We start from the raw sequence: 26,288 nt of genomic DNA, 5'->3' as shown, positions 1-26,288 counted from the left end.
GCTTTTTTAGTAGTTTCGCTACTTCAATCAGCAAACTCATGCAAACAAATTCGTCACGTCTTCTTTTTATTGCGTTCCTTCTCCTTTCGCCCTTACTCAACGCCCAAACGATTGTCAATCGCGACCCTCAAATCACAGATCTTGTCAGCCAAATTTCCGCCGATAGCCTGCGGGCGCACATCAATGGACTCGTTAGTTTTGGTACTCGCCATACGCTGAGTGTTCCGGCCGATGCCTCCGCTCAGGTTGGCAAAAAAGGCCTTGGAGCCGCCCGGCAGTGGATTCTGGGCAAATTCAATCAATACGCGAAACAGTCGGGTGGGCGAATGACGGCCACCCTCGATACCTGGACGCTCCAGCCCGATGGGAAGCGCGTTGATAAACCCGCCAACATGGGCAACGTGATGGCTACCCTTAAAGGCACCGACCCTACCGATACCCGCGTTTTCATTGTGCAGGGCCACATGGACAGCCGCGTTACGAATGTCATGAACCGTGAATCCGATGCGCCGGGTGCCAACGACGATGGTTCGGGTACGGCTGCCGTTATTGAGCTTTGCCGGGTCATGAGCAAATCGTCGTTTCCAGCTACGGTCATCTTCGTTACCCTGACGGGCGAAGAACAAGGCTTGTTGGGTGCAGAACACCTGTCTGAACGGGCTATTAAGGAAAAATGGAACCTCGAAGCAGTGCTCAACAATGATATTATGGGCAGTAACAACAGCAGCGACACACGCATCATCGACAATACCCGCATCCGTGTGTTTAGTGAGGGACTGCCCTCCAACCTGTTGAAAGACACAACGGGTCGTATTGGGCAGATTCAGCGATTTGGCAACGAAAATGACGGCAAAGCTCGCACCCTGGCCCGCTACCTGAAAGAAGTGGGTGAGCGTTATGTCGAAAATCTGGAAGTCGTGATGGTGTATCGCAACGACCGCTACCTGCGTGGGGGTGATCATACGCCTTATGTTCAGCGTGGATTTGCGGCCGTTCGCCTAACCGAGATGAACGAGAACTACGAACACCAGCACCAGGATCTGCGCACCGAAAACGGTACTGAATTCGGCGATTATCCGAAGTTCATGGACTTCGAGTACCTCCGCAAAAACACCGCGATCAACCTGGCTACGCTCGCCAATCTGGCAAAAGCGCCGGTAGTACCGCAAAAAGTGACCGTCGATGTACGGAACCTCACCAACGCAACGGTTCTATACTGGCAGGCCCCAACGGCTGGCAAGGTGAAAGGGTATTATGTACTAATGCGCGAAACCTACTGGCCGTTCTGGCAGAAGAAGTTCTTCACGACCAAACTGGGCATGACCCTCCCCTATTCGAAAGACAACTACTACTTCGCTGTACAGGCCGTGAGTGAAGATGGCAACGAAAGTTTACCGGTACTACCAGTGCCGAATTTGCGGTAGATGCTTAGATTAGAGCGATTGGTATTCAATGTTAGAATACCAATCGCTCTAATCTAAGCATCTTATATGTGCGCAGTTTGCAACAAAATCTGGATTATATTTTTTGGATGGCCGCTTCCTCCCCGTATGTGTGTGTTGTCTGGACAAACTTTACGGAAGAGGGATACAGTCCAACAATCAGAAGCTTCTTAATTAAGGCTTTAGAACTGTACGTTTAGCAATGCTTAAAGAAAAGGAAACGAACCAGGAAGGTTTTAACACTCGCTCGGTAACGTCTTCGGGTTTAGTATCAACATAGGCATCACCGATTTTGTATTGACTCTCTTTCAGGCGGCTTACCTGTGAATAACTTATACCTGTTGAGATAATTGCCTTTTGCGACCTTCCTAAAATAACGGAAGCACCTGCAAGAAAGCCCAGATTAATATCGGTTAACTGTTTAAAATCAGCATTTATACCGAACATCCCGCCCCATCCGACATTGTTACGAGTCCTTTTATACAAATGCATCATAGGTGCAATCCCTGGTGTAAGAGTCTTCGTACTATTGGCTTTCTGGAGTTTATTATCAGCATCAAAAAAGTATTGATTATCTGAGATAGATTTAAACGCAAGCCCTACGCTATAATCTATTTTCATACCTCCTTCAACTTTAATTATTTTTTTGAAGGGATTAATTTTACTAAAGTCATCTTTGATATTTCCTACCTGAATTTTAAACTCCATTTCATCGGTACCTTCTTCTACGAAAACCGGGTTTTCTGATGTGAAAATATAATTAGCAGAAGTTACCGCTTTTAAAAATAAATCATCAATACTGGCCAAGGTTTCTTCGTACTGTTTTAACAGAGCTTCATAGTCATTTTGAATTTGCTCCTGAGCATTTTTTATTTTTGCTTCATGGCCATCTGCATCTACATCAGATGCTGCATTAGCCGTCACTCCGTATTGCCAGTATACTTTTCTATAAGCATCTTTGAAATTTCCAAGGGTAGCTTTCAATGCCTCAATAGTTCCAGGATTTATCCCTCTGACATCTAAGGCTTTTTTCATAGATGTTTCATTATCAAAATGCTCATCAGTTATAGTTTCAGTCAGTTTTTTTTGAAAAGCTAATGCATCTTTAATTTTTTCAGCCTCGCTGTAGAAGTTCTGACATTTAACAACCAAGTTATCAGCTTCCTGAGCAGCTGTAGCAATTAATGCTTTAGATTCCTTTTTAGCAACGTTTGGTGTTATTATCGCGTCTGCACTTTTCGCATTTTTCTTAGCTTCGTCGGCGACTTCTACCATTTTATCTACCTGCTGTTGTGCATCCTTTAATTTATCGTCTACATTATCCATTTTTATTCTGAACAACGTAGAAAACTCAGTTGGCATATCCGTGTTCAGACTAAAAAGAGTACCGTTCACTAATACTTTTTTAGTGAATGTATTGATATTAATAATCCGATAACTGATAGATGAATTTTGACTTACAGACTCCAGATCGGGTGTGTAAGATTTCGAAGCATAATCAAAAGTAATTATTTGTGCCCGTAGTTCATACATCGAGCAAATCAAAAGAGGAACGAGTAATTTTTTCATTGTCTTATGCAATTAGGATGGTGTCGACAGTCTTCAAAAAATTCATGCTTGGCGCAAAGAAATATTCGCCACCTTTCATGTGTACGAACTGGTCGAAACCTGCGCGGGTCAGCGTTAATGGATTACCGTATCTGGCTGGAAAAGCTCCCGCTTCCCTTGGCATTCCCTGTCCAATAACAGGATCTAAACCATCGGGAACAGAAAGGTCGAGATGAGGAAAACTGGAGTTGTTTACCCAATTTTTCTGAATAAACTCGAACTGATTGATAATGCTGGCCTGATAGCTCATGAACAACAGCCCTACGCCATCAGCAAGCACTGGCTTATTGTCGAGTTGCCCGTCGTTGGGGTCGTCTTGCCGTTCGCCAAACGGAATGCCACGCCGGGCTATGATGTGCCTCTTAGCTTCCTGTACACCGCCAAACCCTGTGGGCATACTCGAACGTGGATTTGATTTGCGGATGTGTGCGTGATACGGGCATTTGGACGGAATGTCGATATCATAGTCGAAGTTGTTGGTCACAGCACTATGGATTATCCCCGCTTCATCACTAAGCTGAACGGGTGTTCCGTCTTCAAATCGCCCGACAAGCATAGCACCGGCTCGTTCCCGATCTTCACCAACCAGATTTAATTCGTCAGCAAGAACTTGCTCCGCAGTCTTGAAGCCTCTAACATCCTGACCTAGTTTTCGGAAGACAAAATAGCTTCCAAACGCATTTGGATCACCCGCTCCAAAAGGATCATTGATTAACACCAGATCTAACTCAGCCCGAGAATCGAACTGAATCTCAGTATCATTTCGAATATTATTCTGGGCTTTGTACTCCTCCCATTCATCGTCGAAGAATAAGGGTTGCGATACACCATCGACATACCCAAAATGTTCGAGACCCGCACCCTCTCTATTAAGCAAAGCATCCCCTCTTTCGATTTTGTTGATGCGGCCAAATAGTAAAATATCCTGTTCGATTTCTTCAATCAATGCCATTAGTGCGTCAGTGTCTGCGTTGGCCAGTAACAGCATAAAATGGTTATCTGCCCGCAAGCCTTCTTCCCAATCGACAATTGCCGGGTCGTTCAGCTCAGCATTTTTCATTCCATTTTGAAAAGAAGAATCAGAAAAATTAAGGCGTGCGTTTTCGCCGAACAGATAGTCATAGCCAACCGCGCTAATGTGGACACAGGCAAAAAGTCCCGTGTCTACGTTTGCTTCTTTCCAAAGCACATTGCTGCGTAGTTGTACATATCCTGAGCGAATAATACCATCGTCTGGATCAACCAGACTTTTGAGCCAGGCCTTAGCCTCAGCTTGCCTACCATCATCGCAGTGGATGAACAGATTAGCCGTATGGTGACGGCCATGTGCTTTGAGAATATTTCCCTGAATACCGTCAAGTAGTTCCCGGTTTCGGAGGTCGAATGTATTTAACATGGAATAGGGATTAATGAGTGACTGGAATACTGAAAGTGCGAAGAGGAATACTGGTTTTCATAGCATGGGTGATTGGATAGGCAAGTGAATAGCGTTAAGTGTGGATAGAATCGGAACGCCGAATGAAATTCGATAAAACCGATTGAACACCACAAAGGTCTATTGTCTATCTTCACGCACAAATCCCTGATTATGACGATTTTGCATCCTATAATTTAAGGATATTGCAATCGTTGGGAAATAAAGTCAGAGTATGTAAGTTTATCTAAAATCCGCACGCTCATGAAAAAATTGCTACTTTTTTTGTGCTTGCTTGCCCATACCGGGCTCTCCCAGTCAACTCAAATCGACAGCCTGAAACGGGAACTGGTGCTTCTGGATAAAAACCCGAGCGGATATGCCCGCGATACCCTGCGCTACCAGACGTTGAAAGCCGTAATGCGGGCTTATTCGGATGTAAACGTAGATTCATCCATGCATTACAACACCCTGATGATCGGGCTTTGTAAAGGTTCAGGATTGCAAAAAGAGCTTGTCTATGCGTATCAGTATGCAGGCTACCTCTACCAGATAAGAGGAGACTATCATCAAAGTATCCGATTTCACTACAAGGCCCTCCCGCTGGCAGAAAAACTAAAGATGCACACCCGAATAGCGGCATCACATGGAGCTTTGGCGCATGCATACACCAGCCTTAAAGAATATGCACGGGCAACAAAACTTTGCAAACAGGGCTTGGCCGTTCTTAGCCACTATCCTGATGCAGTAATTCAACTGTCGATCTTGAATGTGCTGGGCGTTATCTACCGCGAACAGAGTCAACTACTGAATGCGCTCAAGATCAATCAGACTATGTACAATCTGGCTCAATCTAAACATAACGTGTGGTATGAAGCCCATGGTTTGCATGCCATTGGCCTGGTATATAAAGACATGGGCGATCTACCCAAAGCGCTTGATTACCACAAAAAGGCTCTTGTTCTAGCCCGCAAAACAGGGAGTATTGAGCTGGAAGGAAATATTCTCCTGAACACCACTGATTTGTATGCCCGGCAGCATCAATGGAAACAGGCATTGGCGTATTGTATGCAGGCGAAACAAATGGCTATACAGGTAAAAAACAGTAGTATCGTAGCGGAAGCCGACGAAAAACTTTATAAAATTTTCAAGCAGACAAGTCAGCCAGACAAAGCGTTGGAGGCTCACGAACGTTTTGTCTTTCTGAGAGATAGCCTCTCGAAAGACAAGAACCAGCAACGTATTGAAACGTTACAAGCCCAGTATGACAATGTGCAGAAAACAAATGCACTGCTGGCCCAAAAAAATAAGTATCAGCAACTGGCCCAGACACGTAATGGGCTTTTTCTGGGTATAGCAGCTACCCTGCTCCTTGCCTTGCTGCTTTTTTGGAACAATAGACGGCTGCAAGCCAAAAACGTAGAAATTAACCAGCAGCGAGCCTTACTGGAAAGCGCCCGTAAACAACTTGCCGACATTAATAGAACCCTGGAAATACGGGTAGACGACCGTACTAAAGACCTCGTAAAGGCTAACCGCGAACTGATCCAGAAAAATGAGGAGATAAAAGGAGCACTCTTCAAGGGGCAAACGATTGAACGCAAACGAGTGGCTCTCGAACTGCACGACAACCTGAGCAGCCTGCTTAGTGCCGTGAATATGAGCATTCAGGCAATTAATCCACAAAATCTGTCGGAACCGGAGCAATCCGTCTATCGAAATGTTCGGCAGCTTATTCAAAACGCGTATGCCGAAGTACGGAACATTTCGCATAATATTTTACCGGCTGAACTTGACCGGGAAGGACTCGCCACTACACTGACCACGCTGGTAGGCCAGCTAAATCAAAATTCACCGTTGCAGTTTTCACTCACAATAACAGGCTTACAGGAGCGGCTACCTGTTGAAATTGAATTTAATGTCTACAGTATTGTGCTTGAACTGATAAACAATACCATCAAACATGCCAGAGCTACTACAGTGGGAATTAGCCTGTTCAGAACCGATACAGGAATTAATTTATCGGTTATTGACGATGGTATAGGAATGGGCCATAATCCGAATAAGCCCGGCATTGGTCTGCAAAACATTCAAGCCCGACTAGACTCTTTGGGTGGAATATTAACTACAGTATTGTCAGCCGAAAAAGGAACCCGAATCCTTATAAAAATCCCCATTGAAACGGTTCGATTCAATGGGGATTAGAGTATTGAATGAGTGAATTTAATTTCCCCCTCCGCCTTTTGTTGGTGGATGAATGGGGTTCATGTCTGGCATTTCTTTACGCGTTGGCACCTCAGCCTTCTCCAGTTCGTTTATAGCTGGATCCATCTTCAGAATAGTTTCTTTATTGAGGTCAAACGAGTCTTTTGTGAAGGCCGCAAGCAATTCCATATTGACAAGCTTGAGCGGTTGTTCAGAAATAACCAGGGGGTTTTCTGCATTGATGGGTGTGCGTTTTTCATCAAAGAGCACAATGGTTAACCTACCGTCGGCATTAACACTAATTTCTGCATAACCTGTAAAAGTAAGGTACTTAAAGTCTTCAAATGGTATCCGGGTGCCTGATTCCATGATTTGAGTGAGGATTAAACGTGAACTGATTGGATTAAATAATCTGAAATTTTATCGCATACTTTACTAGGCCGATCGTGGTCTGAACGCCTAACTTTTGCATCAGGTGTTTACGGTGGGTTTCAACGGTGGTGGGGCTGATGAATAGCTTTTCCGCGATCTGCGTTCCCGAAAATTCCTGAGCAATTAGCGTCAACACATCCAGTTCTCGCTTCGAAATGGTTATTTTTTGTGGCTTCCCAGCATCGGGAATTAATTCGATGCCGGTTTCGTGGGCCAACTGCATCATCACCTGTTCGCTGTAAAATTTATTTCCTTTAACAATCATGTGCAGGGCTGTCTCCAGTTCGGCGCGTTCGGCACTTTTCAGTACATAGCCATCAGCCCCGGCACGTATGGCCTCCTTTATGGTGTCGGGTTTATCCTCTACAGTTAGCAAACAGATTTTCACATGCGGAAAACGTTCGCGAAGTTTAATCGTCAGCTCAATGCCTCCCATCACGGGCATTTGCAGATCAGAAACCACAACGGCTATATCCGGTTCAATTTCCAGAGCTGTCAACACCTGCCGACCGTTAGTGTGTTTCGACACCACCTCAATGCCGTCGATACTGGACAGAAGCAACGCTAAACTGTCCAGGATCATTCGGTGGTCTTCGGCGACAAGAATACGCATGGGCGTGGCAATCAACGATAAATCTTTTGCAATCTGATACATAAATAACTAAAAATCAATCCAATGCAAATCAGTACTGTGTTACTGGTAATTAACCAGACCACTAGTTTGATTTTAGACCGATACGTTAAATAGCCCACAACAGCAAAGCCGATACGCTGACCGGCTTTGCTGAGTAAGCACAAAGGTCTATAGTGTGGACGAATAACAGTAGCAAAGGTCTTGACATACCTATTGCCTAACTATCCCGAATTCCAATGATTTTGTATCCTATGATTTAAGGATATTGCCGCCTACACAAGTATACATTGAACATACATAAACGACTAGCCAATAAAGACCGTAACAATCAGTAAAATAAGATGCTCCGTAGACAGTCAGGCATATTTCATTAATTTCGACAAAAAAGTATCAGAAAGGCACTTGCCGTAACCAGTCAGCAGCTAAACCCTTTGCATCCCATGACCAATCTCTCCAAGCGACAATTCCTGAAATCCATCGTTGGTACAGCCGCCTTGTCGACCTGGGGAGGTCTGGACGAGACGCTGGCAAACGTGGCGCATATTCCAGCAGTAACATTAGCGCGACAGGAGAATTTCTGGGCGGATATTCGGGCGATGTACCCAGTTACAACTGATTTTATCCAGCTCGAAAACGGCTACTACTCACTGGCCGCTCAGCCCGTGATGGATGGCTATCTGAAGCATATTCAGCAGATAAACTCGGTGTCGTCCTATTATATGAGGACGCGTCAGTTCGACGATAAACGGGAATCGCAAACCCAACTGGCTAAACTACTGGGCTGCTCCACCAATGAACTCATCATTACCCGAAACACCACCGAATCGCTGGATACGGTTATTGGGGGATTGACCTGGAAACCGGGCGACGAGACAATTATGGCGCAGCAGGATTACGGCGCCATGCAGGACATGTTCAAGCTTCAGGCCCGGCGGCATGGAGTTGTGAACCGGACACTTTCGCTTCCCAACCATCCTAAATCCGATGCAGAGATTGTAAGTCTATATGAAAAAGCCATAACGCCCAAAACCAGGCTGTTGATGGTTTGCCACATGGTCAACATCACCGGCCAGATTCTGCCCATTCGCCAGATTACCGAGATGGCCCATAAACATGGTGTTGAAGTCCTGGTGGATGGTGCTCATGCGTTTGCACAATTGGATTTTAAACTGGATGACCTCGGCGGCTGTGATTATTATGCCAGCAGCCTGCACAAATGGCTGGGTACACCGCTGGGTGCGGGTATTTTATACGTACGTAAAGACAAGATTGCGGGAATTTGGCCCATGTTTGCCGACAGCAGCGTACCTGATAATGACATTCGAAAACTCAATCATACCGGCACACATCCCGTAGCTACCGACCTCGCCATTCAGGACGCCATCAAATTCCACGAACGTATTGGCATTGCGCGAAAAGAAGCCCGGCTGCGCTACCTGCAACGCTACTGGACAGATCAGGTACGGCACAACCCGAAAATCATACTCAATACTCCCGAAGACCCCGCCCGTTCCTGTGCTATTGCCAACGTTGGCGTAGCCGGAAAAACTCCCGCCGAACTGGCTAAACTCCTGTTCGACAACTACAAAGTATTTACCGTTGCTATTGATTCGCCCCCGGTGCAGGGTGTGCGTGTAACCCCTCATGTGTACACGACCACCGCTGAATTAGACGTTTTCGTGAAGGCATTGAACGAACTGGCGGGGTAACCGTACCTACGGGCTTTAGCCCGTAACATACGTAATAACAAAAGTCACGGGCTAAAGCCCGTAGGTACACTCTTCAAAAACTCAATTAATTAGCCTATGAACCGCTCGATTCTCCTCTCCTTTCTCATCCTCTCAACGCTTGCCGGCCTGGCGCAAACGCCAGTGAAAAAGCGTCCTATCAACTCAAAAGATATTTACCGGCTGCAATCCATTAGCGACCCGCAGGTTTCGCCCGATGGTAAATGGATTGCCTATGGCATATCGACCGTCGATACAACGAAAGACAAACGCAACTCCGACGTCTGGATGGTAAGTTGGGACGGTAAGGAATCCGTTCAGATCACCAATAGCCCCGATGCCGAATCGAGAGCCCGTTTTAGTCCGGATGGTAAATACCTGTCGTTCATCTCGTCGCGGCAGGGCGCTACAAAAGGGCAAATCTGGCTGATGGACCGCCGGGGCGGTGAAGCCAAAAAGCTCACCGATCTAAAAACTGATCTGGAAGAATACGTCTGGTCACCAGATGGCAAAAAGATAGCAATGGCGCTTCGTGACCCCGACTATGCCGACTCGGCCAAAACCAAAGTCAGGAAGCCGTATGTACTGGATCGTTACCATTTTAAGGCCGATGTAAAAGGGTATCTGGAAAAAGGCTCCGTGCATTTATACGTATACGATGTGGCCTCAAAAAAGCTGGACACCCTGACAACGGGTCTATATGACGAAAGTTCGCCGGTCTGGTCGCCGGATGGGTTGCAGCTTGCTTTTGTGAGTAACCGCACCGAAGACCCCGACCGGAATCAGAATACCGACATTTACGTCATCGACACGAAATCGGGCGCAAAAATGAAGCAGTTGACCACCTGGGCCGGTGCCGACAACAACCCGGAATGGAGTCCCGATGGCAAACGAATTGCCTACACCCGCTCAACGGCGTCGGGTAACTTCCTGATGTACGACCAGCCCGTACTGGCCGTTATTGGCCGGGATGGTGGCGAGCCGACCTTATTATCAAAAGCACTGGATCGGCCTGTTCGGAACCCACGCTGGACCAAAGATGGCCAAATGATTGGAGTGCTGGTGCAGGACGACCGTCAGGCTTACGTTGGTCAGTATACGCTCGATGGTAAATTCACAAAAGTAGCCACCGGGAATCGGGCATTTGGAGATCTGGAACCTGTAGCAAGCGGCAGTTGGCTGACGCTGATGAGCGAGCCCCAAACACCCGGCGAATTATACGCCCTCGAAAACGGAACAACCCGTCGGCTGACGCATACGCACGACGACTTTCTGGCTCCGCTTGAACTGGCTACAGTAGAAGGGTTTACGTCGAAAAGCAAAGATGGTGCCCAGGTATCGAACCTGCTATTCAAACCGGCCAATGCACCAGCTAACAAAAAACTGCCCACCATTTTCTTCATTCACGGCGGGCCTGTCGCGCAGGATGAGTTTTCGTTTGATATAACCCGGCAACTGCTGGCCGCTGGCGGCTATGCGGTGGTGGCGGTTAATTACCGGGGCAGCAATGGCCGGGGACTCGACTACACCAAAGCAATTTATGCCGATTGGGGTAACAAAGAAGTACTGGATATATTAGGTGCTACCGACTATCTCGTTGAGAAAGGCATCGCCGATCCTGACCGGCTGGGCATTGGCGGCTGGAGTTACGGTGGCATTTTGACCAACTACACCATCGCTACCGACACCCGGTTTAAAGCCGCAGCCAGCGGGGCCGGCAGCTCCCTGCAACTGTCGATGTACGGTATTGACCAATACACCAATCAGTACGAAACCGAACTGGGAGCGCCCTGGAAGAACACGGATAAATGGCTGAAACTATCGTACCCGTTCCTTAAGGCCGACCGCATCAAAACGCCAACCCTCTTTATGGCGGGCGAGAAGGACTTCAATGTTCCTACCGCGGGCAGCGAGCAAATGTTCCAGGCGCTCCGGTCGCTGGGTATACCCACCCAGTTGATAATTTACCCCGGCCAGTTTCACGGCATCTCGGTACCAAGTTACCAGAAAGATCGCGTTGACCGGTATTTGCAGTGGTTCGATAAGTATTTGAAGTCAAAGACGCTATAGCGTTAACTCATTCTTTTCTATAAAATGACCCGCGATGTACACTCATTGCATCAATAAGTGTGTTTTTAGCGTACCAGGTATATTGCGTTAATTGTTTTTTTTGTAGTTTACACTCACTTGTTTCTTATTTGTTCTGACTTTATTGAAAATCAATTGTTTATGAAGCACTCTGTATATGTGATCTGCCTGATGGTCTCTTTTTTGGGGCTAACTTCCTGTAATAAAACCAGTGATCCGGTACCAGTTCCAGCCGTTGTAGGCCGTTGGGAATTAAATAGAGGGCTGTTAAGTGGTTTTCCTACAACAGCAAATATTAATGGAGCCGCATTAGATCTGTATTATTTTGAATCATATGGGTCAACCATAGATATTTACTCGGATAATACATTTAATGAAAACTATAAGAGTGTTACGGTTGAAGATGCTGCCGGAACATGGGATTTTTCAAACAACACCCTTACATTAAAGTATGATGTTGGGGATGAGGGCACTTTTACTTATTCGAAAAATAAAAACATTGAAGAATTAGCTGCAAGCAAGCCTGTTAGTTATACTCTTCCGGTATCAACCACCGCAACGGCTGCTGGACAGCTTCAATTGATTTATCGGAAATAATATCAAATTATATTGTTAGGTAAAGCTAACTGATTAGCAAAAAAGCCAATGCCCTGCATTGGCTTTTTTGTGCGCTGCTGGTTAAGACATGGTTCTAACGTGATGACCGCTCCCTAAATGAATCACCAGCAATTAACAGCGAGCAGAAAATTGATTTTTTATTTGGCAAATATCGCATTTTTGTCATATAAATTTTGACTATTACAAATTGAGCAAAATATTTTAAAGGTTTTTTCAATCAGAAAACGCCTTTTTTGTTAACATTATTCGTACTTTCACAAAACCCTATCTACTAAGGAGTTAGATTTAGTTTTACTTTTATTTTATCCTAGATAAGTACAAAAACCTGCACTCATGTCGTCACAACTAACTCGCCGGGACTGGCTTCGCGCCAGCGGTCTTCTAACTGCTGGTCTCGGTTTGAGCCGGTTTACCCCTGCTGAAGCCAGCACGCCTAATGCCCCTTTAGCCTCTGGCTTTTCCAATGAGTTCGCCTTCATGGACGATCCATTCGAGAAAATGTCCAAGTTAAAGGTGCGCCTGCTTGCCAACGAAAATCCGCTGGGCATCTCGCAAAGCGCAAAAGATGCCATTATGAAGGCAACTGAAATTGGCAATCGCTATGCGTGGACAGAATTCGGTCCGTTGAAGAAGATGATCAGCGACAACGAAGGAGTAAAGCCGCAGAACATCCTGATGTCGCCGGGTTCGTCGGATATTCTGCTGGCTGCGGCTGAGCATTTTGCAAAGGGAGGAGGTACGATCCTTACCTGCCGCCCAACCTATGATGACCTGCTCGATAAAACAACCAAATTTGGCGCTACCATCAAGCCAATTCCGTTAACGAAAGACTTCAAATTCGATTTACCTGCGCTGAAAGCCGCTCTCACCCCCGATGTGAAACTGGTGTACATCGTGAATCCCAATAACCCAACCGGTACGATTCTGTCGCCTGCCGAACTCGAAGCGTTCTGCCGGGAGGTGGCCCCAAAAGTGCCGGTCTTCCTCGACGAAGCCTATATCGACTTCCTGACGCCTGCCGACCGCCCAATGCTGGGTAAGCTGGTAGCCGAAGGATTGAATATCATTCAGGCCCGTACGTTCTCTAAAATTCACGGCTTTGCCGGTCTTCGGTTAGGCTATGCGATGGCTCAGCCCGAAATGCTGAAAACCCTGCATCAGTACATCGGTGCCGAAGGTGATGTGAGCATTACGACCCTTATGGCCGGTATTGCCAGCTATAAGGACATTGCCTGGCAGGATCACTGCCGGACCGAAAACGCCAAAGCGCGCGACTACACGACCAAAGCCCTGACGAACATGGGCTACGAGGTCATTCCATCGTATACCAATTTCATCCTGTTCCCGATTCGTATGAAAACGGGTGCCTTTAGCAACCAGATGTTTGCTCAGGGCATTGGCATCCAAACGCGTGATTTCAACGGACAACCCTATTGCCGGGTAAGCGTTGGTACCATGGACGAAATGGCCATGTTCATTGATGGATTTAAAAAAGTAGTAGGATAAAAAAGGAGTTAGGAGCGAGGAGCGAGTAGGTAGGAGTATTGCTGAGGCAGGTTCTTATTCTCGCTCCTGACTCCTCGCTCCTATTACTGAAAAGGAATGACACGAAGAGACTTTATTAATTCAACCAGTGCGAGTTATGCCAGCCTGTTGGCGTGGGGAATGGTACAACCAGCACCCGCATCGGCGCTCGACTTACCCGCCAACGGGCAAAAAAGCGATGGTAAAGGGCGAAAAGTCATTGTCTTAGGGGCGGGTCTGGCGGGATTGACCACTGCTTATGAACTTGAAAAATTAGGGTATGACTGCACAGTACTGGAAGCCCGCTCTCGCTCAGGCGGTCGCGTTTGGACAGTTCGGGGCGGCACCAAAGAAACCGAATTAAACGGCGGCACCCCCCAAACCTGTTCATTTGAAAATGGCCTTTATTTTAACGGTGGAGCGGCCAGAATTCCGCACCATCACCAAATAACCCTGCATTATTGCCGTGAGCTGGGTGTTCCGCTCGAAATCTTCAACGGCTCCAACGAGTCGGCTTACCTGTATAACGATGGAGGGAAAGGCGATCTGGCAAATCGGCGCATGCGAATCAGCGATTACCATCATGATATGCGCGGCTATACGGCCGAGTTGCTCGCTAAAGCCCTCGACCAGTCGTCGCTGGATCAGCAGCTAACGAAAGAAGATGTTGAGAAACTGATCGACTTCCTCAAAAACGAAGGTGATCTGAATACGGCGCACCTGTACAAAGGCACCAACCGACGAGGATATAAAGATAAAAGCCACCCAGGTGCAGGTCATGCACCCGGCTCCCTGACCGACCCTTACGGTTTAACTGATTTACTGCGCTCAGGCTTTATGCAACCCGTTTTTTACAACGTTGGGGATTATGCCTATGAGCAGCAATCAACGCTGTTGCAACCGGTGGGTGGTATGGATGCCATCCCGAAAGCACTGGAGAAGAAATTAGGCGGGAAAATCATGTTCAATGCGCCTGTCAGCGAACTCCGCAAGACTGAAAACGGCGTTCGGGTTGTGTATCAGAAAGATGGCAAACCCGTCGAAATAACAGGTGAATTCTGCGTTTGTACTTTGCCGTTGCCCATGCTGAAGAATCTGGAATCCGACTTGTCGGGAACAGTAAAGCGAGCCGCTGACTTTGTGCCCTATATGAAAACCGGTAAAATTGGCCTCCAATTTAAACGGCGTTTCTGGGAAGAAGACGATGGTATTTACGGCGGTATTTCGCGCACGAATCTCGACATCAACCAGATCTGGTATCCGTCGTTTGGTTTGCAGGGCAAAAAAGGTGTTTTGATCGGCTATTACAATTTCTACAGCCGGGCCGAAGCCGTGGGTGCCTTGCCCGTTGCAGAGCGCGAAAAAATGGCACTGGCGCAGGGGAGCAAAATTCACCCCCAGTATCCGGCAGAGTTTGAGAATTCGTTCTCACTGGCCTGGCATCGCACGCCCTACAGCGGAGGTGGCTGGGCTACGTATGACGACAACACCCGTAAAAAGTACTACCCTACCCTGCTTGAGCCGGATGGCAACATCTATTTTGCGGGAGAACACACAACCTACCTGACCGCCTGGATGGCCGGTGCTTTCACGTCGGCCCGCCGAACGGTTGAAGCACTCCATGCCCGAGTGGGAGAGTACACCAAGAAATAATGGTTTTTACTTTTGTCATGCTGGAGCGCCAACCCGGTGCCGAAGGAAGCATCTTCGAGCATGACATATTTTTACTACCGATGAAGATGCTTCCTTCGGCACCGGGCTGGCGTTCCAGCATGACAAAAAAATACTATGAAAAACAACCTGCTATCAATTCTCATTTTCTTTAGTTGCGCTGTGGCAACGCAGTTAATTAGTCAGCGTGTTTGGGCGCAGACAACCTCGACATCCATGACCGTTGAGCAACTCAAAGCCATCAAAACCATTAAAGTCGCTAACCTCGATAAAGACACCTATTTTAAATCGGGCGGCTTTATCCTGGATCGCTACGAAGAGCGCCCGGCCTATGTCTTTAACTACACAGACGGCATTACCCGCAAAATTTACCTGTACAAGGTATTCACCGTAGAAGACACTAAGGAGCTTGGCTTGCTGGCAATTTATAAAAACGAAAAATCGGGCGAGATAAAACCGTTCGTTATTCCCGGTGCTTCGGCCGACCGCAAAGCATGGGACGCTTACATCGACGACTTGAAATACGTTGGTGAAAAAGAGCCCGGCCTGATGTCGACGTTAACCTTCGTACTATCACGCGAGATGGCCGGTTTGCTGTCGGGTGGCGCGGGCAAGACTGAAGAGGGTGGCGCGAAGAAAAAAGAAGAATACAATTTCTGCTTCGCTGCCGATGCCCCTGTGACCCTGGCCGATGGTTCGTCAAAAGCCATCAGTGCTGTAACGACCGGCGACGTTGTGCTTGGTTATGATGCTAAAACGAAATCGCTTACGCCAACACGTGTCACAAAAATAGATACCCACGTTGGTGATTTCTCACTAGCTGGCGTTTGGCTGACTTCGACCAACGAACTCACCGCTGATGTGCGTGGCCTGCCTGGGGCACCCATCTTACTGGAAGCAACGGCTAATCATCCCGTTCTCACCGCCAGCGGCCGCAAGGCATTGGGCGACGTAAAAGCGGGCGAGGTGCTGTACCGGTATGATGCCGCAACAAATAGCACTGTTGGGTATAAAGTAGTTCGAACAGAATCGGCCATCCGGTCAGTGAAGACGGTGTACAATCTGGCTACCGAATCCGGCGCTTACCTGATTGGAGAAACGGTCGTATTGGATAAGTAATTTAATAAATAGCTAAGTAGTAAACAGCCTCTGGCTGTTTGAGTGGAAGACAAATTGCCAGTAAGTTGGTCATCGTCTTAACACTCAAACAGCCAGAGGCTGTTTGGTACAACCACAGTCCTAAACCATCCTGTGCTTTCTTAAATTTAACCTAACCCTATTGCCACATTCAGCTTTTACCGTACTTTTGTTTGACTGAAAACCGTATGCATGCATACTAATTTTTCGACAAAATTATGGCTGAAGCCTTCATTTATGATGCTGTTCGTACACCTCGGGGCCGGGGCAAAAGCGACGGTTCGCTGCATGATGTGCAGCCCATTCAACTACTCACCAGCGTTTTGCGCGAGCTCCGCGACCGTAACCAGATCGATACATCACTCATAGACGATGTGATCATGGGTTGTGTAACGCCCATTGGCGAACAGGGTGCCGATATTGCCCGCACAGCCGCGCTCGAAGCTGGCTACGACGAATCGGTGGCGGGGGTGCAGCTCAACCGGTTCTGCTCATCGGGACTGGAAGCCATTAATATGGCGGCTGCTTACGTCATGTCGGGACAGGTCGACGCCATCGTGGCCGGGGGTGTAGAGTCGATGTCGCGAGTGCCGATGGGCTCCGACGGGGGCGCTATTTTCATGAATCCACAGATTGTGGCCCGCCATAACATTGTGCCACAGGGCATTTCGGCCGATTTGATCGCCACTAAATACGGTTATTCCCGCTCGGATGTAGACAGTTTCGCGGCTGAGTCATATCGCAGGGCCGTTGCTGCGCAGGCCGACAATCGCTTTCATAAAACACTCGTTCCACTTAAAGACGAGATCGGGATGCTGCTGCTCGACCGCGACGAAGGTGTACGCCCCGGCACGACAACCGAAAGTTTGAGTAAGCTCAAGCCTGCTTTTGAGGCAATGGGCCAGATGGGTTTAGATGCGCTGGCACTGCTCAAATACGCTCAATACGATAAAATCAACCATGTTCACCACGCAGGAAACTCCTCGCAAATTGTCGACGGGGCCGCCGGAGTATTAATAGGTAGTCGTGAATTTGGCGAGATGTCGGGACTCAAGCCCCGTGCCCGCATCAAAGCATTCGCCATTGTGGGATCTGAACCAACGATCATGCTCACGGGACCGGTTCCAGCTACGCGTAAAGTGCTTAAACGTGCAGGCATGAGCATCGGCGATATTGATCTCTTCGAAGTGAACGAGGCCTTTGCCGCCGTACCATTGCTCTTTATGGACGAATTCGGCGTCGATCACAGCAAGCTGAATGTAAACGGCGGGGCTATTGCTCTGGGGCATCCACTGGGCGCAACGGGGGCCATCATTTCGGCCACGCTGCTGGATGAACTCGAACGTTCGGGCAAACAGTTTGGTCTCTCGACCCTCTGCATCGGGGGCGGCATGGGTATTGCCACAATTTTTGAACGGGTCAATTAATGAATAATGTAAAATGAATAATAGATAATGTTTCTGGTGCTAGGTCGTTGCTTGCACCATTATACATTTTACGTTATTCATTATCCATTCATAGAGCAATGATAAACTACACCACTGATCAAGATATCGCTATCATTACGTGGGAGATGACCTCCTCTCCTATGAACGTTCTCAATGACGAATCGATCCCCCAATTTGACGCGGCTCTGCAACGCGCCTTTGCCGATGAATCTGTTAAAGGGCTGATTATCAGCTCTACAAAGCCGGAATTTGTGGCGGGGGCAGACCTGAAGATGATACTCCGCAGTAATGATAAGCCCCCCGCCGAGATGCTGAAAGTCACGTCGGAGTTGAACCGTATATTCCGTACCATAGAAACATCGGGAAAGCCTACCGTTGCTGCCATAAACGGTACGGCGCTGGGAGGAGGTTACGAAATCTGTTTAGCCTGTCACCACCGCGTGGCTCTCAATAATCCAAAAACAGTAATTGGTCTGGTCGAAGTAACCATTGGGCTCCTGCCCGGTGCAGGCGGAACCCAGCGACTACCCCGTATGCTTGGTATCCAGGCGGCACTGCCGCTTATTCTGGAAGGCAAAAAAGTAGGGGTTCAGGAAGCAAAAAACCTGGGTATGATCGACGACATTGCCGATAGTCCAGTCGAGATGATGGATAAAGCCCGTGCCTGGATTGACGCCAACGAAAAGCCGTTGAAACCCTGGGACGAGATCGACCGCAAAACCGGGAAAATTGTCGGCAAAGATAATTTCAAGGTTCCCGGTGGTAACGTGCAGAGTCCCGTAGGTGCTCAAACATTTTCGGCTGGTACGGCCATGCTGATGGATAAAACCAAAGGTAATTATCCCGCCCCGCTCGAAGTTATGGCGTGTGTATATGAAGGTTTACAGGTCAACATCGACCGGGCGCTGATGATCGAGGCACGGCATTTTGTGAAGGTAGCCACCTCGAAAGTGGCAAAGAACCTTATCCAGACGATGTTTCTGGGTATGAACGAAGCCAACAAAGGAGCCAGCCGCCCAAAAGACCAAGCTAAAACCGACGTCAAAAAACTCGGAATCCTGGGGGCCGGTTTGATGGGCGCGGGTATTGCTTATGTATCGGCGCAGGCGGGTATTGAAGTTGTTTTGAAAGACGTATCGGTCGAAGCAGCCGAAAAAGGAAAAGACTACTCGCGGACATTACTTCAGAAGGGCGTTGAACGCGGTAAAGTCGATCCGCAAAAAGTCGACGGTACGCTGAACCTGATCAAACCCACGGCCAATGCACAGGATTTGCAGGGCTGCGACCTGATTATCGAAGCCGTTTTCGAAAATCGGGAGCTGAAAGCACAGGTCACGAAAGAAGCCGAACCTATGCTGGCACCTGTAGGGCTAAACGTTCTCGGCTCCAACACGTCTACGCTACCCATTAGCGGGCTGGCGCAGGCATCGGCAAAGGCCGAAAATTTCATCGGCATTCACTTCTTCTCGCCCGTCGATAAAATGATGCTTGTGGAAATCATCATGGGCAAACAAACGTCGGATTACGCGCTGGCCGTAGCCATCGATTTCACCCGGAAGATTCGCAAAACGCCCATTGTCGTCAATGATTCTCGTGGCTTTTACACGTCGCGCTGCTTCGGGACATATTCGGGCGAGGGAATGGAATTACTGAAAGATGGAGTCAACCCGATTTTGATAGAAAACGGTGGAAAAGATGCCGGGATGCCCGTTGGTCCGCTGGCCGTAACGGACGAAGTGGCGCTGGATCTTGTCTATAAAATTGCCGGTCAGGGCATTAAAGACGGGGCCATTGGCGAGGATGATATCAGCTATCAGGTAGCCAAAAAATTCGTTGACCTTGGTCGGCTCGGCAAGAAGTCAAAAGCCGGTTTCTATGAGTATGCTGACGACCGGAGTAAAAAACTTTGGCCGGGCCTACAGGACCTGTTCCCACAAACGGCACAGCAACCTACGCTCGATGAAGTAAAAACGAGATTGCTCTATCGGCAAGCTATCGAAGCCGTTCGCTGCTTTGAGGAAAACGTTGTACGAACAAAACTGGATGCCGACTTGGGGTCTATTCTGGGTTGGGGTTTCCCCGCCTACACAGGTGGAGCGATATCGTTCGTAGATTTTGTAGGTGTCGACACGTTCGTCAAAACCCTCGACCGCCTGGCCGATCAATACGGCGAACGCTTTCGCCCAACGGAAGCACTGCGGGAACGGGCCGGGGCAAAGACGTTGGTATAAGTTGACTGCGGCCCAAAAAATGAGACAATCTGGCGCGCGTATTCACTCGTGCCTTTTCATAAAGTCAGTATTCACTGACGCAAGCTGGTCTGGCGTCCCGGTTCGCTTGCGTCAATAAATACTGACTTCATCAACCGTCACGAGTGAATACGCGCGCCAGATTGTTGTTTCTGATAGCTAGCGGGAGTTGTACCCGTCCACCGACGGAAGGCTCGGTTGAAGGCGCTCAGTTCGTTGTATCCAAGAATATAGGAAACTTCTTTTACCGGATGCTGACCCGCTTGCAGGTAATGCAAGGCCAGTGATTTCCGCATTGAATCGGCTAATTGCTGGTACGTTACACCCTCTTCCCGTAGTTTGCGCTGTAAACTCCGACTGCTTACGTTCAAATTCGACGCAATGGCTTCGAGCGTTGGAACACCCAGATACGCATTCGCCAGTAGAAAATTATGTATACGCTCACTTACTACTCCCTTCTGACGACTAGCTTCAGTCAGTACATTTACCTTCCGCAGCAGAACCGCCTGTAACTCATAATCTGCGGTCAGGATAGGCTCCTCCCAGAACCGGGCATCGAATTCCAGCACATATTTATCACTGTCCTGAATTGACGAGCATCGCAACACCCGTTTATATTCTGTTTGATCTACAGCACAAACCGGCATCCTGACCGTAACAGGCTGGATTTTCTCCAAGATCAGGCCGTCTACCTCATGTAAGGTAAAGGCCAAAAAGAAATCCATCATCTGCCGGAACACGATTGGTGACTCGCGGCTCCGCTTCACATTCGGCACGAACTCGATCGTGAACAGTTGATCCGATGCAGTCACCACCATAGTGAGGACATCCGTAATTAAATGGGCAAAAGAAGCTGCATGAGTTAGCGCTTCGCCAATTGTCCGGCTATGTCGGATTAACTCGCCCACAACACCCAAAGCAGCCACCTGCATCGACTCGCCAAAGTGAAGGCCAAACAGCGGGTCCTGACTCAAATACGCAGCATTTAGCCACAACGCATTAATCTGCTTCAAGCTGGGACTGGCGCTGGCTTCGTCCCGCAGCTCACTCAAGGCTACGCCAGACAACGCACATAGCCGATCTATATTGGTGTTTTTCTGGACGGCATATGCCAGCAGATTAAGGGCCAATCCTTTCTGATAGTCTTGCATAAAGTAAACATACAGAAATATCCGGCCTTGCTTTACCGCTGTCGTGAAGTGGTAATTGGTTGGCGCTTGATGGTAAAAGGCACCCGATACCCGCCCAATACCTTTGTCAAAAAAAGGCCATGAAAACTATCGCATTCGCTTTTATGCTCGCTCTGGATCATTCGGCAAATCTGCCACCCATGAGCAAACCATCATCTCAGTTAACTCATCAGAAATTCATTAAACAAGTAATCTCAACAACCATGGAAACACAGGCTATGCAGGTCGTCAGTGAATTTTTAACCGCTGTTCAACAGGGAAATCAGGCTAAACTAGCGGCATCACTCCACCCGAATATAGAATGGGATCAACCCGGAAGCAACCGGTTTTCCGGTATCAAAAGATCAAGCATCGACGTCTTTAAAATGGTAGGCGGCATGTTCCAGGCCACCGACAACAGTCTGGCCCTTACCGATGTGAAAGTGCTTACTGCCAATAAAAACAGCGTTGCCTGTCTAGTACACTGGAAAGCCGTTCAAGCCAATGGGGGTATTCTGGATGTATATAACATCGACGTTTATACAGTTGAGAACGGCCAAATTGTCAAAGCAAAAGTGTATTCTGCCGATGTAGCACAGGAAGATAACTTCTGGCTAAAGTAAGTTATTGGTTAGTAGGCTATTTTTCTGCTGGATGTTACCCCCATCAGCTGCTAGCCTGCTAACTTAACAACTACTCTACAGTAATCGAAAGCTCATTCGGTGGTATTTTGTCGGGCCAAACTCCCGGATGGCGGCCCGGTGAATGGGGGTTGGGTAGCCTACATTTTTAGCCCAGCCATAAGCCGGGAACTCCCGGCCAAGTTGCTCCATCAACTCATCGCGGTATATTTTGGCCAGCACGGATGCCGCTGCAATCGACAGATAATGAGAATCACCTTTAATGATACAGGTGTGCGGAATCATAGGATAGGGCGTAAACCGATTGCCATCAACCAGCAAATGTTCTGGCTTGATAATCAGCCTATCGACCGCCCGATGCATGGCCAGAAAGCTGGCTTTCAGAATATTGATTCGGTCAATATCCTCGTGCGACACCTCGGCCACAGCCCAGGCCAGCGCGTCGCGCTCGATGTCTTTTTTCAGGATTTCCCGTTGTCGATGCGACAACTGCTTGGAGTCGTTCAGAATGGGGTGCGTGTAATGCTTTGGCAGGATAACCGCTGCTGCCACAACCGGCCCAGCCAGACAACCCCGCCCCACTTCATCTAAACCCGCTTCGATAGCGTCGGCGTTATAATAGGATTTCAGCATAATCAATCCTCCAGCACATTACCAAAAATTGTGTTCTTTAGACCTAAGGCGATCAATAAAAATGAAATACCCCAGTATATATAAATCCGATAATAATCCTGAACATCCTCGTAAACCAGGACGCGGATAGGCGCTTTTTCCAGCCGGCTGATCTGCGCAAAAATGGCCTGTAATCGTCGGGCATCCGTAGCTCGAAAAAAGCTCCCATTAGCCAGGGTTGCTATGGTTTTCAAAACCCCCTCATCAACGGTAGCGGCATTGGCAGTAGAAGCCACCGGGCGACCTACGGCAATAGTGTATATCCTGATTCCGAAGGCTTTAGCCAATTTTGCGGCTGTAATAGGGTCCAGATTTCCGGCTGTATTATCGCCGTCGCTCAGCAAAATAATGACTTTAGTCCGGTCTACGTTCGTAGCCTCAGCTTCGCGCTGAGTGGTATCTGCACTAACAACGGCCCGGTCGCGCATGCGATTGATACAACGCGCCAGCGCATCGCCAATGGCTGTGCCCGATGTTCGAATCATGTGGTCGTTCAGGTCGCTCAGATACTGTTTCACCAAGCCATAATCTGTTGTGAGCGGACAAAGAGAAAACGCTTCGCCCGCAAAAACAACCAATCCGATCCGGTCATTTTTGCGATTATTGACAAACGTTTGGGCCACTCGCCGGGCCACCGCCAGTCGGGTAGGCTGTAAATCGGTTTCGCTCATCGACTCCGATACGTCCATAGCCAGCATAATGTCAATACCTTCTGATTGTTCGTTGCGCTGCTCGCGAATAATTTGCGGACGAGCCAGCGCAACCAGCAAACAAGTCATCCCGGCAAAAACGCTGATTGGCAGTAAATACCGGCCTATACTAAGCCATGAACGACCTGTTTGCCCTCTACCTCCTCTAACGCGGGGCGAGTTGAGTTGCCCGAGCGACATATTCAGGCGTTGCTGCGCATGACGATAGAGGTAGTAGCGCAAAAAAAACAGAATCAAAATAGCAGGAATCAGCCATAAAGCCAATGGTTGCGCCAGTTGAAACTGCTGCCATTGCGCAGGACTGAACCAGTGAAGTGAATACCAGGGTTCCATGCGGTCAGGTTAGAGAAGAGGGTTCTGCCGAACCAGATAAGGCAGTGCGGTCACCTCTCCGACCATCGGATTGTAAAAGTTTAGCTTGACGCTGACGGTATATCTGAGTAGCTACATTGCTCAACACCTGTAGAGCCGACTGCGACTGCGCTGTAAATGTACCTCCATAAATCATTTGGTCAGCTTCGCGAAGGGCTGTTTCTACACGCTCGTCCTGAAGGCGTTCGGCCAGTTCGGGTGTGGTGAGCGACATGTATGGCTGAGGATCTAACTGTTCCAGATATGTTTTCCACATGACAACGGCCTGATTAGCCGTTTCGGCTGCCGTAAATGGGCTGATTCGCTCACTTAGCCGAGTGTATTCACGCAGGAACCGAATATGCCGCCGATTAAGTAAAAAAAGTCGCCACTGCCGCCGGGTCAAGCGTCCAAACAGTAGATACAGAGCCCCAAGCGCCACGCTTACGCAAACAAAACCAACAGCCAGCGCTACATAGTTGAATTGTTGTTGCAATGGAACCAGTTTGGTATCGGTAGCAAGGCGTAGCGACCGAACGCCCAGCGAATCGGGTAAAGCAGGCGGAAGTTTCGACCGCAAAAAAACGGTGTCAGTCAGCGTCCACTGAGCCGTACAGTCAATATCATTTATAGTTCGAATGGGCACCCGCAATAGTTGAACAGAATCTGTTTCGAACGATACCAGCGTATAAACGGCACTATCGCGGCTAACCGCATCCAATCCCGAGCCAGTTGTTTTGGTAGCAAATACTGCCACTTTCTGTACCCGATAGGGCGCAAAACTTCTGGCCGTGTCGGGAAACAGCACCTCCGCAATGGCTGGATGATGGTAAGACAGCGAATATCGAAACGGTCGACCAATTTCGATACTATCCTCCAGAAAATGCCCTTTCAATGGACGTTGCTCTAACGTCCGTTGCTCTAACTTACGTTGGGAGGGTGAATTTTGCGTCGGCATAGGCTCTGCCGGCCCCCAGAGGGCTAGGAAGCAGACTAAAAGAAGCAAAATAAAGCCGAATCGTTTCATCTAAATTTCCTAACCCTGAACAATTCGATAAGTTTTGGCACAAAATCCTCCTGCGAATCAAGCGCGAGGTAACTGGCATTATACTGCTTACAAAGCCGCTCAAGCCGATTCTGATTCTGTTGGAAGATATCATAAAGCCCTGTTCGAAACGAAACTGAAGACGTATTGACCCATACCGTTCGGTTCGTTTCCGTATCGTGCACCGGAATGATCCCTAATTTAGGCAACTTCACTTCGCGCTGATCGTAGAGGTGAATGACCACCAGATCATGCTTTTTGGCCAGCGCTTTGAGGTTATGTTCGTAGTTCAGGTCAATAAAATCGGACAGCAAAATAACAACGCTCCGGCGTTTAAGGGCATTAAGCGTAAACAGCAACGCATCGGCAATACTCGTCCGGGTTGACTCCGGCTGCAATTTATACAGGCTCATAATCAACTGATAGCCTGTTTTCAGTCCATTGCCGGGTTTTATGTATTTCTCCTTCTGGTCCGAGAAACAGTACATACCCACGTGACTGGCCTCCCGAATAGCCGACATAGCCAACACCCCACACACCTCTTTGGTAGCCTTTAGTTTATCGCGGTGGCGGGCCCCCACCTGTTGTGAAGCACTCACATCGACCACAAAGAACACCGTCTGGTCTTTCTCTTCCCGAAAAACCTTCACGAATGTACCGTGCCCTTTCGACGATACGTTCCAGTCGATAGCCCGCACATCGTCGCCGTATTGATACGTCCGCAAGTCACTGAATTCCAGACCCGTTCCTTTAAACACCGACCGAAAGCTACCGCGCATTTGCGAGTTAACTGCCTTTCGAATGCGAATGTCGAAATTACGGAGCTTGGCTAAGAACTCGTCCATGTAAAACAGGCGTTATACTATTTTAACAGTCAATCCCGAACTTTGCTGCACAGGATTAACTTACAAAGCTATTGATTTAAGCGTATGCACCGAAACCTATTTCAACGGCATCTGTGGAGCCTGCTACTCAGCGGCTGGATGGTAGCCGCCTGCACCGCACCCGAAGACAAGCAGCCCGAGAATCTGATTGACGAACACAAGATGGCCGACATTCTGACGGAAGTACACATAGCCGAAGCCCGGGTTGCCCGCCTGAATTTGCGATCCATTGATTCATCAAACCTTGCGTATAAACACTTGGAAAGCGGTATTTTTAAAAAGTTTGGCATTGATACGGCTACATATAGAACGAGCTATATTTTCTACTCGGCGCATCCGGCCAGTATGGAAGCTATATATCAGCAGGTTACCGAGCAATTAAAGAAGAAGATTGACACGAAGGGAAAAAAGTCTTCGTGAGGATTGGCATTATTCGTGTAAGCGGTATGCCGGGTGTTTTTCCCCACACGCCGACAGGCAGGCACGCGACTGGCAGGGTGCCCGAGAAAATTTGCCGAATTGGTTGACAAACTGATAATTAAGCCGCTCATTAAGAATTTTTAATGATTTTTTTAGACAAAAAGGGAGTAATTTGCTGTTGTAGTAGCAACTGCCTTAC

At 48.2% G+C, this 26,288-nt stretch carries 22 protein-coding genes; 13 read left to right on the top strand and 9 right to left on the bottom strand.

The annotated features are described in order from the left end of the window. Positions 1 to 38 precede the first annotated feature (38 nt). Positions 39 to 1,424: a M28 family metallopeptidase gene (locus tag CWM47_RS26825; RefSeq protein WP_100991641.1), complete on the top strand. Its 1,386-nt coding sequence runs from the start codon at positions 39 to 41 to the stop codon at positions 1,422 to 1,424. A 192-nt stretch (positions 1,425 to 1,616) separates the two neighbouring features. Here CWM47_RS26825 and CWM47_RS26820 read toward each other — a convergent pair whose 3' ends face one another. Beyond that, a complete protein-coding gene (locus tag CWM47_RS26820) occupies positions 1,617 to 3,011 on the bottom strand; it encodes a hypothetical protein (RefSeq protein WP_157816067.1) in 1,395 nt (464 codons plus the stop codon). A 4-nt stretch (positions 3,012 to 3,015) separates the two neighbouring features. Next, positions 3,016 to 4,446 (bottom strand): Dyp-type peroxidase, encoded by a 1,431-nt coding sequence (locus tag CWM47_RS26815; protein ID WP_100991637.1) that lies wholly within the window; start codon positions 4,444 to 4,446, stop codon positions 3,016 to 3,018. A 282-nt stretch (positions 4,447 to 4,728) separates the two neighbouring features. Here CWM47_RS26815 and CWM47_RS26810 point away from each other — a divergent pair, with 282 nt between their 5' ends. Further along, a complete protein-coding gene (locus CWM47_RS26810; RefSeq protein ID WP_100991635.1) occupies positions 4,729 to 6,669 on the top strand; it encodes a tetratricopeptide repeat-containing sensor histidine kinase in 1,941 nt (646 codons plus the stop codon). A gap of 18 nt (positions 6,670 to 6,687) precedes the next feature. Here the strand turns inward: CWM47_RS26810 and CWM47_RS26805 are convergent, their stop codons facing one another. Next, positions 6,688 to 7,038 carry a hypothetical protein gene (locus tag CWM47_RS26805; protein WP_100991633.1) on the bottom strand — a complete coding sequence of 117 codons (351 nt, stop codon included), beginning with the start codon at positions 7,036 to 7,038 and terminating at the stop codon, positions 6,688 to 6,690. Between the two features lie 34 nt (positions 7,039 to 7,072). Then, positions 7,073 to 7,756, bottom strand: coding sequence for a response regulator (locus CWM47_RS26800; protein WP_240625486.1), 684 nt, complete (start codon positions 7,754 to 7,756; stop codon positions 7,073 to 7,075). Between the two features lie 419 nt (positions 7,757 to 8,175). Here CWM47_RS26800 and CWM47_RS26795 point away from each other — a divergent pair, with 419 nt between their 5' ends. The 9 genes from CWM47_RS26795 (at position 8,176) to CWM47_RS26760 (ending at position 20,179) form a co-directional block, all read left to right on the top strand. After that, on the top strand, positions 8,176 to 9,444 hold the full coding sequence (locus CWM47_RS26795) for an aminotransferase class V-fold PLP-dependent enzyme (protein WP_100991631.1): 1,269 nt from the start codon (positions 8,176 to 8,178) through the stop codon (positions 9,442 to 9,444). Positions 9,445 to 9,540: 96 nt separating this feature from the next. Further along, complete coding sequence (locus CWM47_RS26790) at positions 9,541 to 11,532, top strand: S9 family peptidase (protein WP_100991629.1); 1,992 nt, start codon at positions 9,541 to 9,543, stop codon at positions 11,530 to 11,532. 159 nt (positions 11,533 to 11,691) lie between these two features. Then, complete coding sequence (locus CWM47_RS26785) at positions 11,692 to 12,147, top strand: hypothetical protein (RefSeq protein ID WP_100991627.1); 456 nt, start codon at positions 11,692 to 11,694, stop codon at positions 12,145 to 12,147. A gap of 354 nt (positions 12,148 to 12,501) precedes the next feature. Continuing rightward, a complete protein-coding gene (locus CWM47_RS26780) occupies positions 12,502 to 13,674 on the top strand; it encodes a pyridoxal phosphate-dependent aminotransferase (protein ID WP_100991625.1) in 1,173 nt (390 codons plus the stop codon). Between the two features lie 96 nt (positions 13,675 to 13,770). Continuing rightward, positions 13,771 to 15,345, top strand: a complete 1,575-nt coding sequence (locus CWM47_RS26775) for a flavin monoamine oxidase family protein (RefSeq protein ID WP_100991623.1) — start codon at positions 13,771 to 13,773, stop codon at positions 15,343 to 15,345. Then, on the top strand, positions 15,345 to 15,518 hold the full coding sequence (locus CWM47_RS38825; protein ID WP_170069388.1) for a hypothetical protein: 174 nt from the start codon (positions 15,345 to 15,347) through the stop codon (positions 15,516 to 15,518). The genes CWM47_RS26775 and CWM47_RS38825 overlap by 1 nt, the downstream gene beginning before the upstream one ends. Further along, positions 15,481 to 16,482 carry a Hint domain-containing protein gene (locus CWM47_RS26770; RefSeq protein WP_100991621.1) on the top strand — a complete coding sequence of 334 codons (1,002 nt, stop codon included), beginning with the start codon at positions 15,481 to 15,483 and terminating at the stop codon, positions 16,480 to 16,482. Before CWM47_RS38825 ends, CWM47_RS26770 begins: the two co-directional genes overlap by 38 nt. Positions 16,483 to 16,718: 236 nt before the next feature. Then, a complete protein-coding gene (locus tag CWM47_RS26765) occupies positions 16,719 to 17,927 on the top strand; it encodes an acetyl-CoA C-acetyltransferase (RefSeq protein ID WP_100991619.1) in 1,209 nt (402 codons plus the stop codon). 98 nt (positions 17,928 to 18,025) lie between these two features. Further along, positions 18,026 to 20,179, top strand: coding sequence for a 3-hydroxyacyl-CoA dehydrogenase NAD-binding domain-containing protein (locus CWM47_RS26760; protein ID WP_100991617.1), 2,154 nt, complete (start codon positions 18,026 to 18,028; stop codon positions 20,177 to 20,179). 137 nt (positions 20,180 to 20,316) lie between these two features. On the opposite strand, the gene CWM47_RS26755 is transcribed toward CWM47_RS26760, so the two are convergent. Next, entirely contained in the window at positions 20,317 to 21,348 is a 1,032-nt protein-coding gene (locus CWM47_RS26755) for an AraC family transcriptional regulator (RefSeq protein ID WP_100991615.1), read from the bottom strand. 119 nt (positions 21,349 to 21,467) lie between these two features. Between CWM47_RS26755 and CWM47_RS26750 the strand changes: the two genes are divergently transcribed. Beyond that, positions 21,468 to 21,989: a nuclear transport factor 2 family protein gene (locus tag CWM47_RS26750; protein ID WP_240625485.1), complete on the top strand. Its 522-nt coding sequence runs from the start codon at positions 21,468 to 21,470 to the stop codon at positions 21,987 to 21,989. A gap of 75 nt (positions 21,990 to 22,064) precedes the next feature. On the opposite strand, the gene CWM47_RS26745 is transcribed toward CWM47_RS26750, so the two are convergent. The 4 genes from CWM47_RS26745 to CWM47_RS26730 all read right to left on the bottom strand — a co-directional run bounded on the left by CWM47_RS26745 (position 22,065) and on the right by CWM47_RS26730 (position 25,630). Continuing rightward, on the bottom strand, positions 22,065 to 22,640 hold the full coding sequence (locus CWM47_RS26745) for a ribonuclease HII (protein ID WP_100991613.1): 576 nt from the start codon (positions 22,638 to 22,640) through the stop codon (positions 22,065 to 22,067). Positions 22,641 to 22,642: 2 nt separating this feature from the next. Next, positions 22,643 to 23,722, bottom strand: coding sequence for a VWA domain-containing protein (locus CWM47_RS26740; protein ID WP_100991611.1), 1,080 nt, complete (start codon positions 23,720 to 23,722; stop codon positions 22,643 to 22,645). A 4-nt stretch (positions 23,723 to 23,726) separates the two neighbouring features. Further along, positions 23,727 to 24,698, bottom strand: coding sequence for a hypothetical protein (locus tag CWM47_RS26735; RefSeq protein ID WP_206170547.1), 972 nt, complete (start codon positions 24,696 to 24,698; stop codon positions 23,727 to 23,729). Positions 24,699 to 24,763: 65 nt separating this feature from the next. Continuing rightward, on the bottom strand, positions 24,764 to 25,630 hold the full coding sequence (locus tag CWM47_RS26730) for a DUF58 domain-containing protein (protein WP_100991609.1): 867 nt from the start codon (positions 25,628 to 25,630) through the stop codon (positions 24,764 to 24,766). 84 nt (positions 25,631 to 25,714) lie between these two features. Here CWM47_RS26730 and CWM47_RS26725 point away from each other — a divergent pair, with 84 nt between their 5' ends. Next, positions 25,715 to 26,089 (top strand): DUF4296 domain-containing protein, encoded by a 375-nt coding sequence (locus tag CWM47_RS26725; protein WP_100991608.1) that lies wholly within the window; start codon positions 25,715 to 25,717, stop codon positions 26,087 to 26,089. The last annotated feature ends 199 nt before the right edge of the window (positions 26,090 to 26,288 follow it).

This window comes from Spirosoma pollinicola (assembly GCF_002831565.1).
Classification (GTDB): domain Bacteria; phylum Bacteroidota; class Bacteroidia; order Cytophagales; family Spirosomataceae; genus Spirosoma; species Spirosoma pollinicola.
The sequence above is the reverse complement of the archived record's forward strand: the minus strand, read 5'-3'. Positions and strand labels throughout refer to the sequence as shown.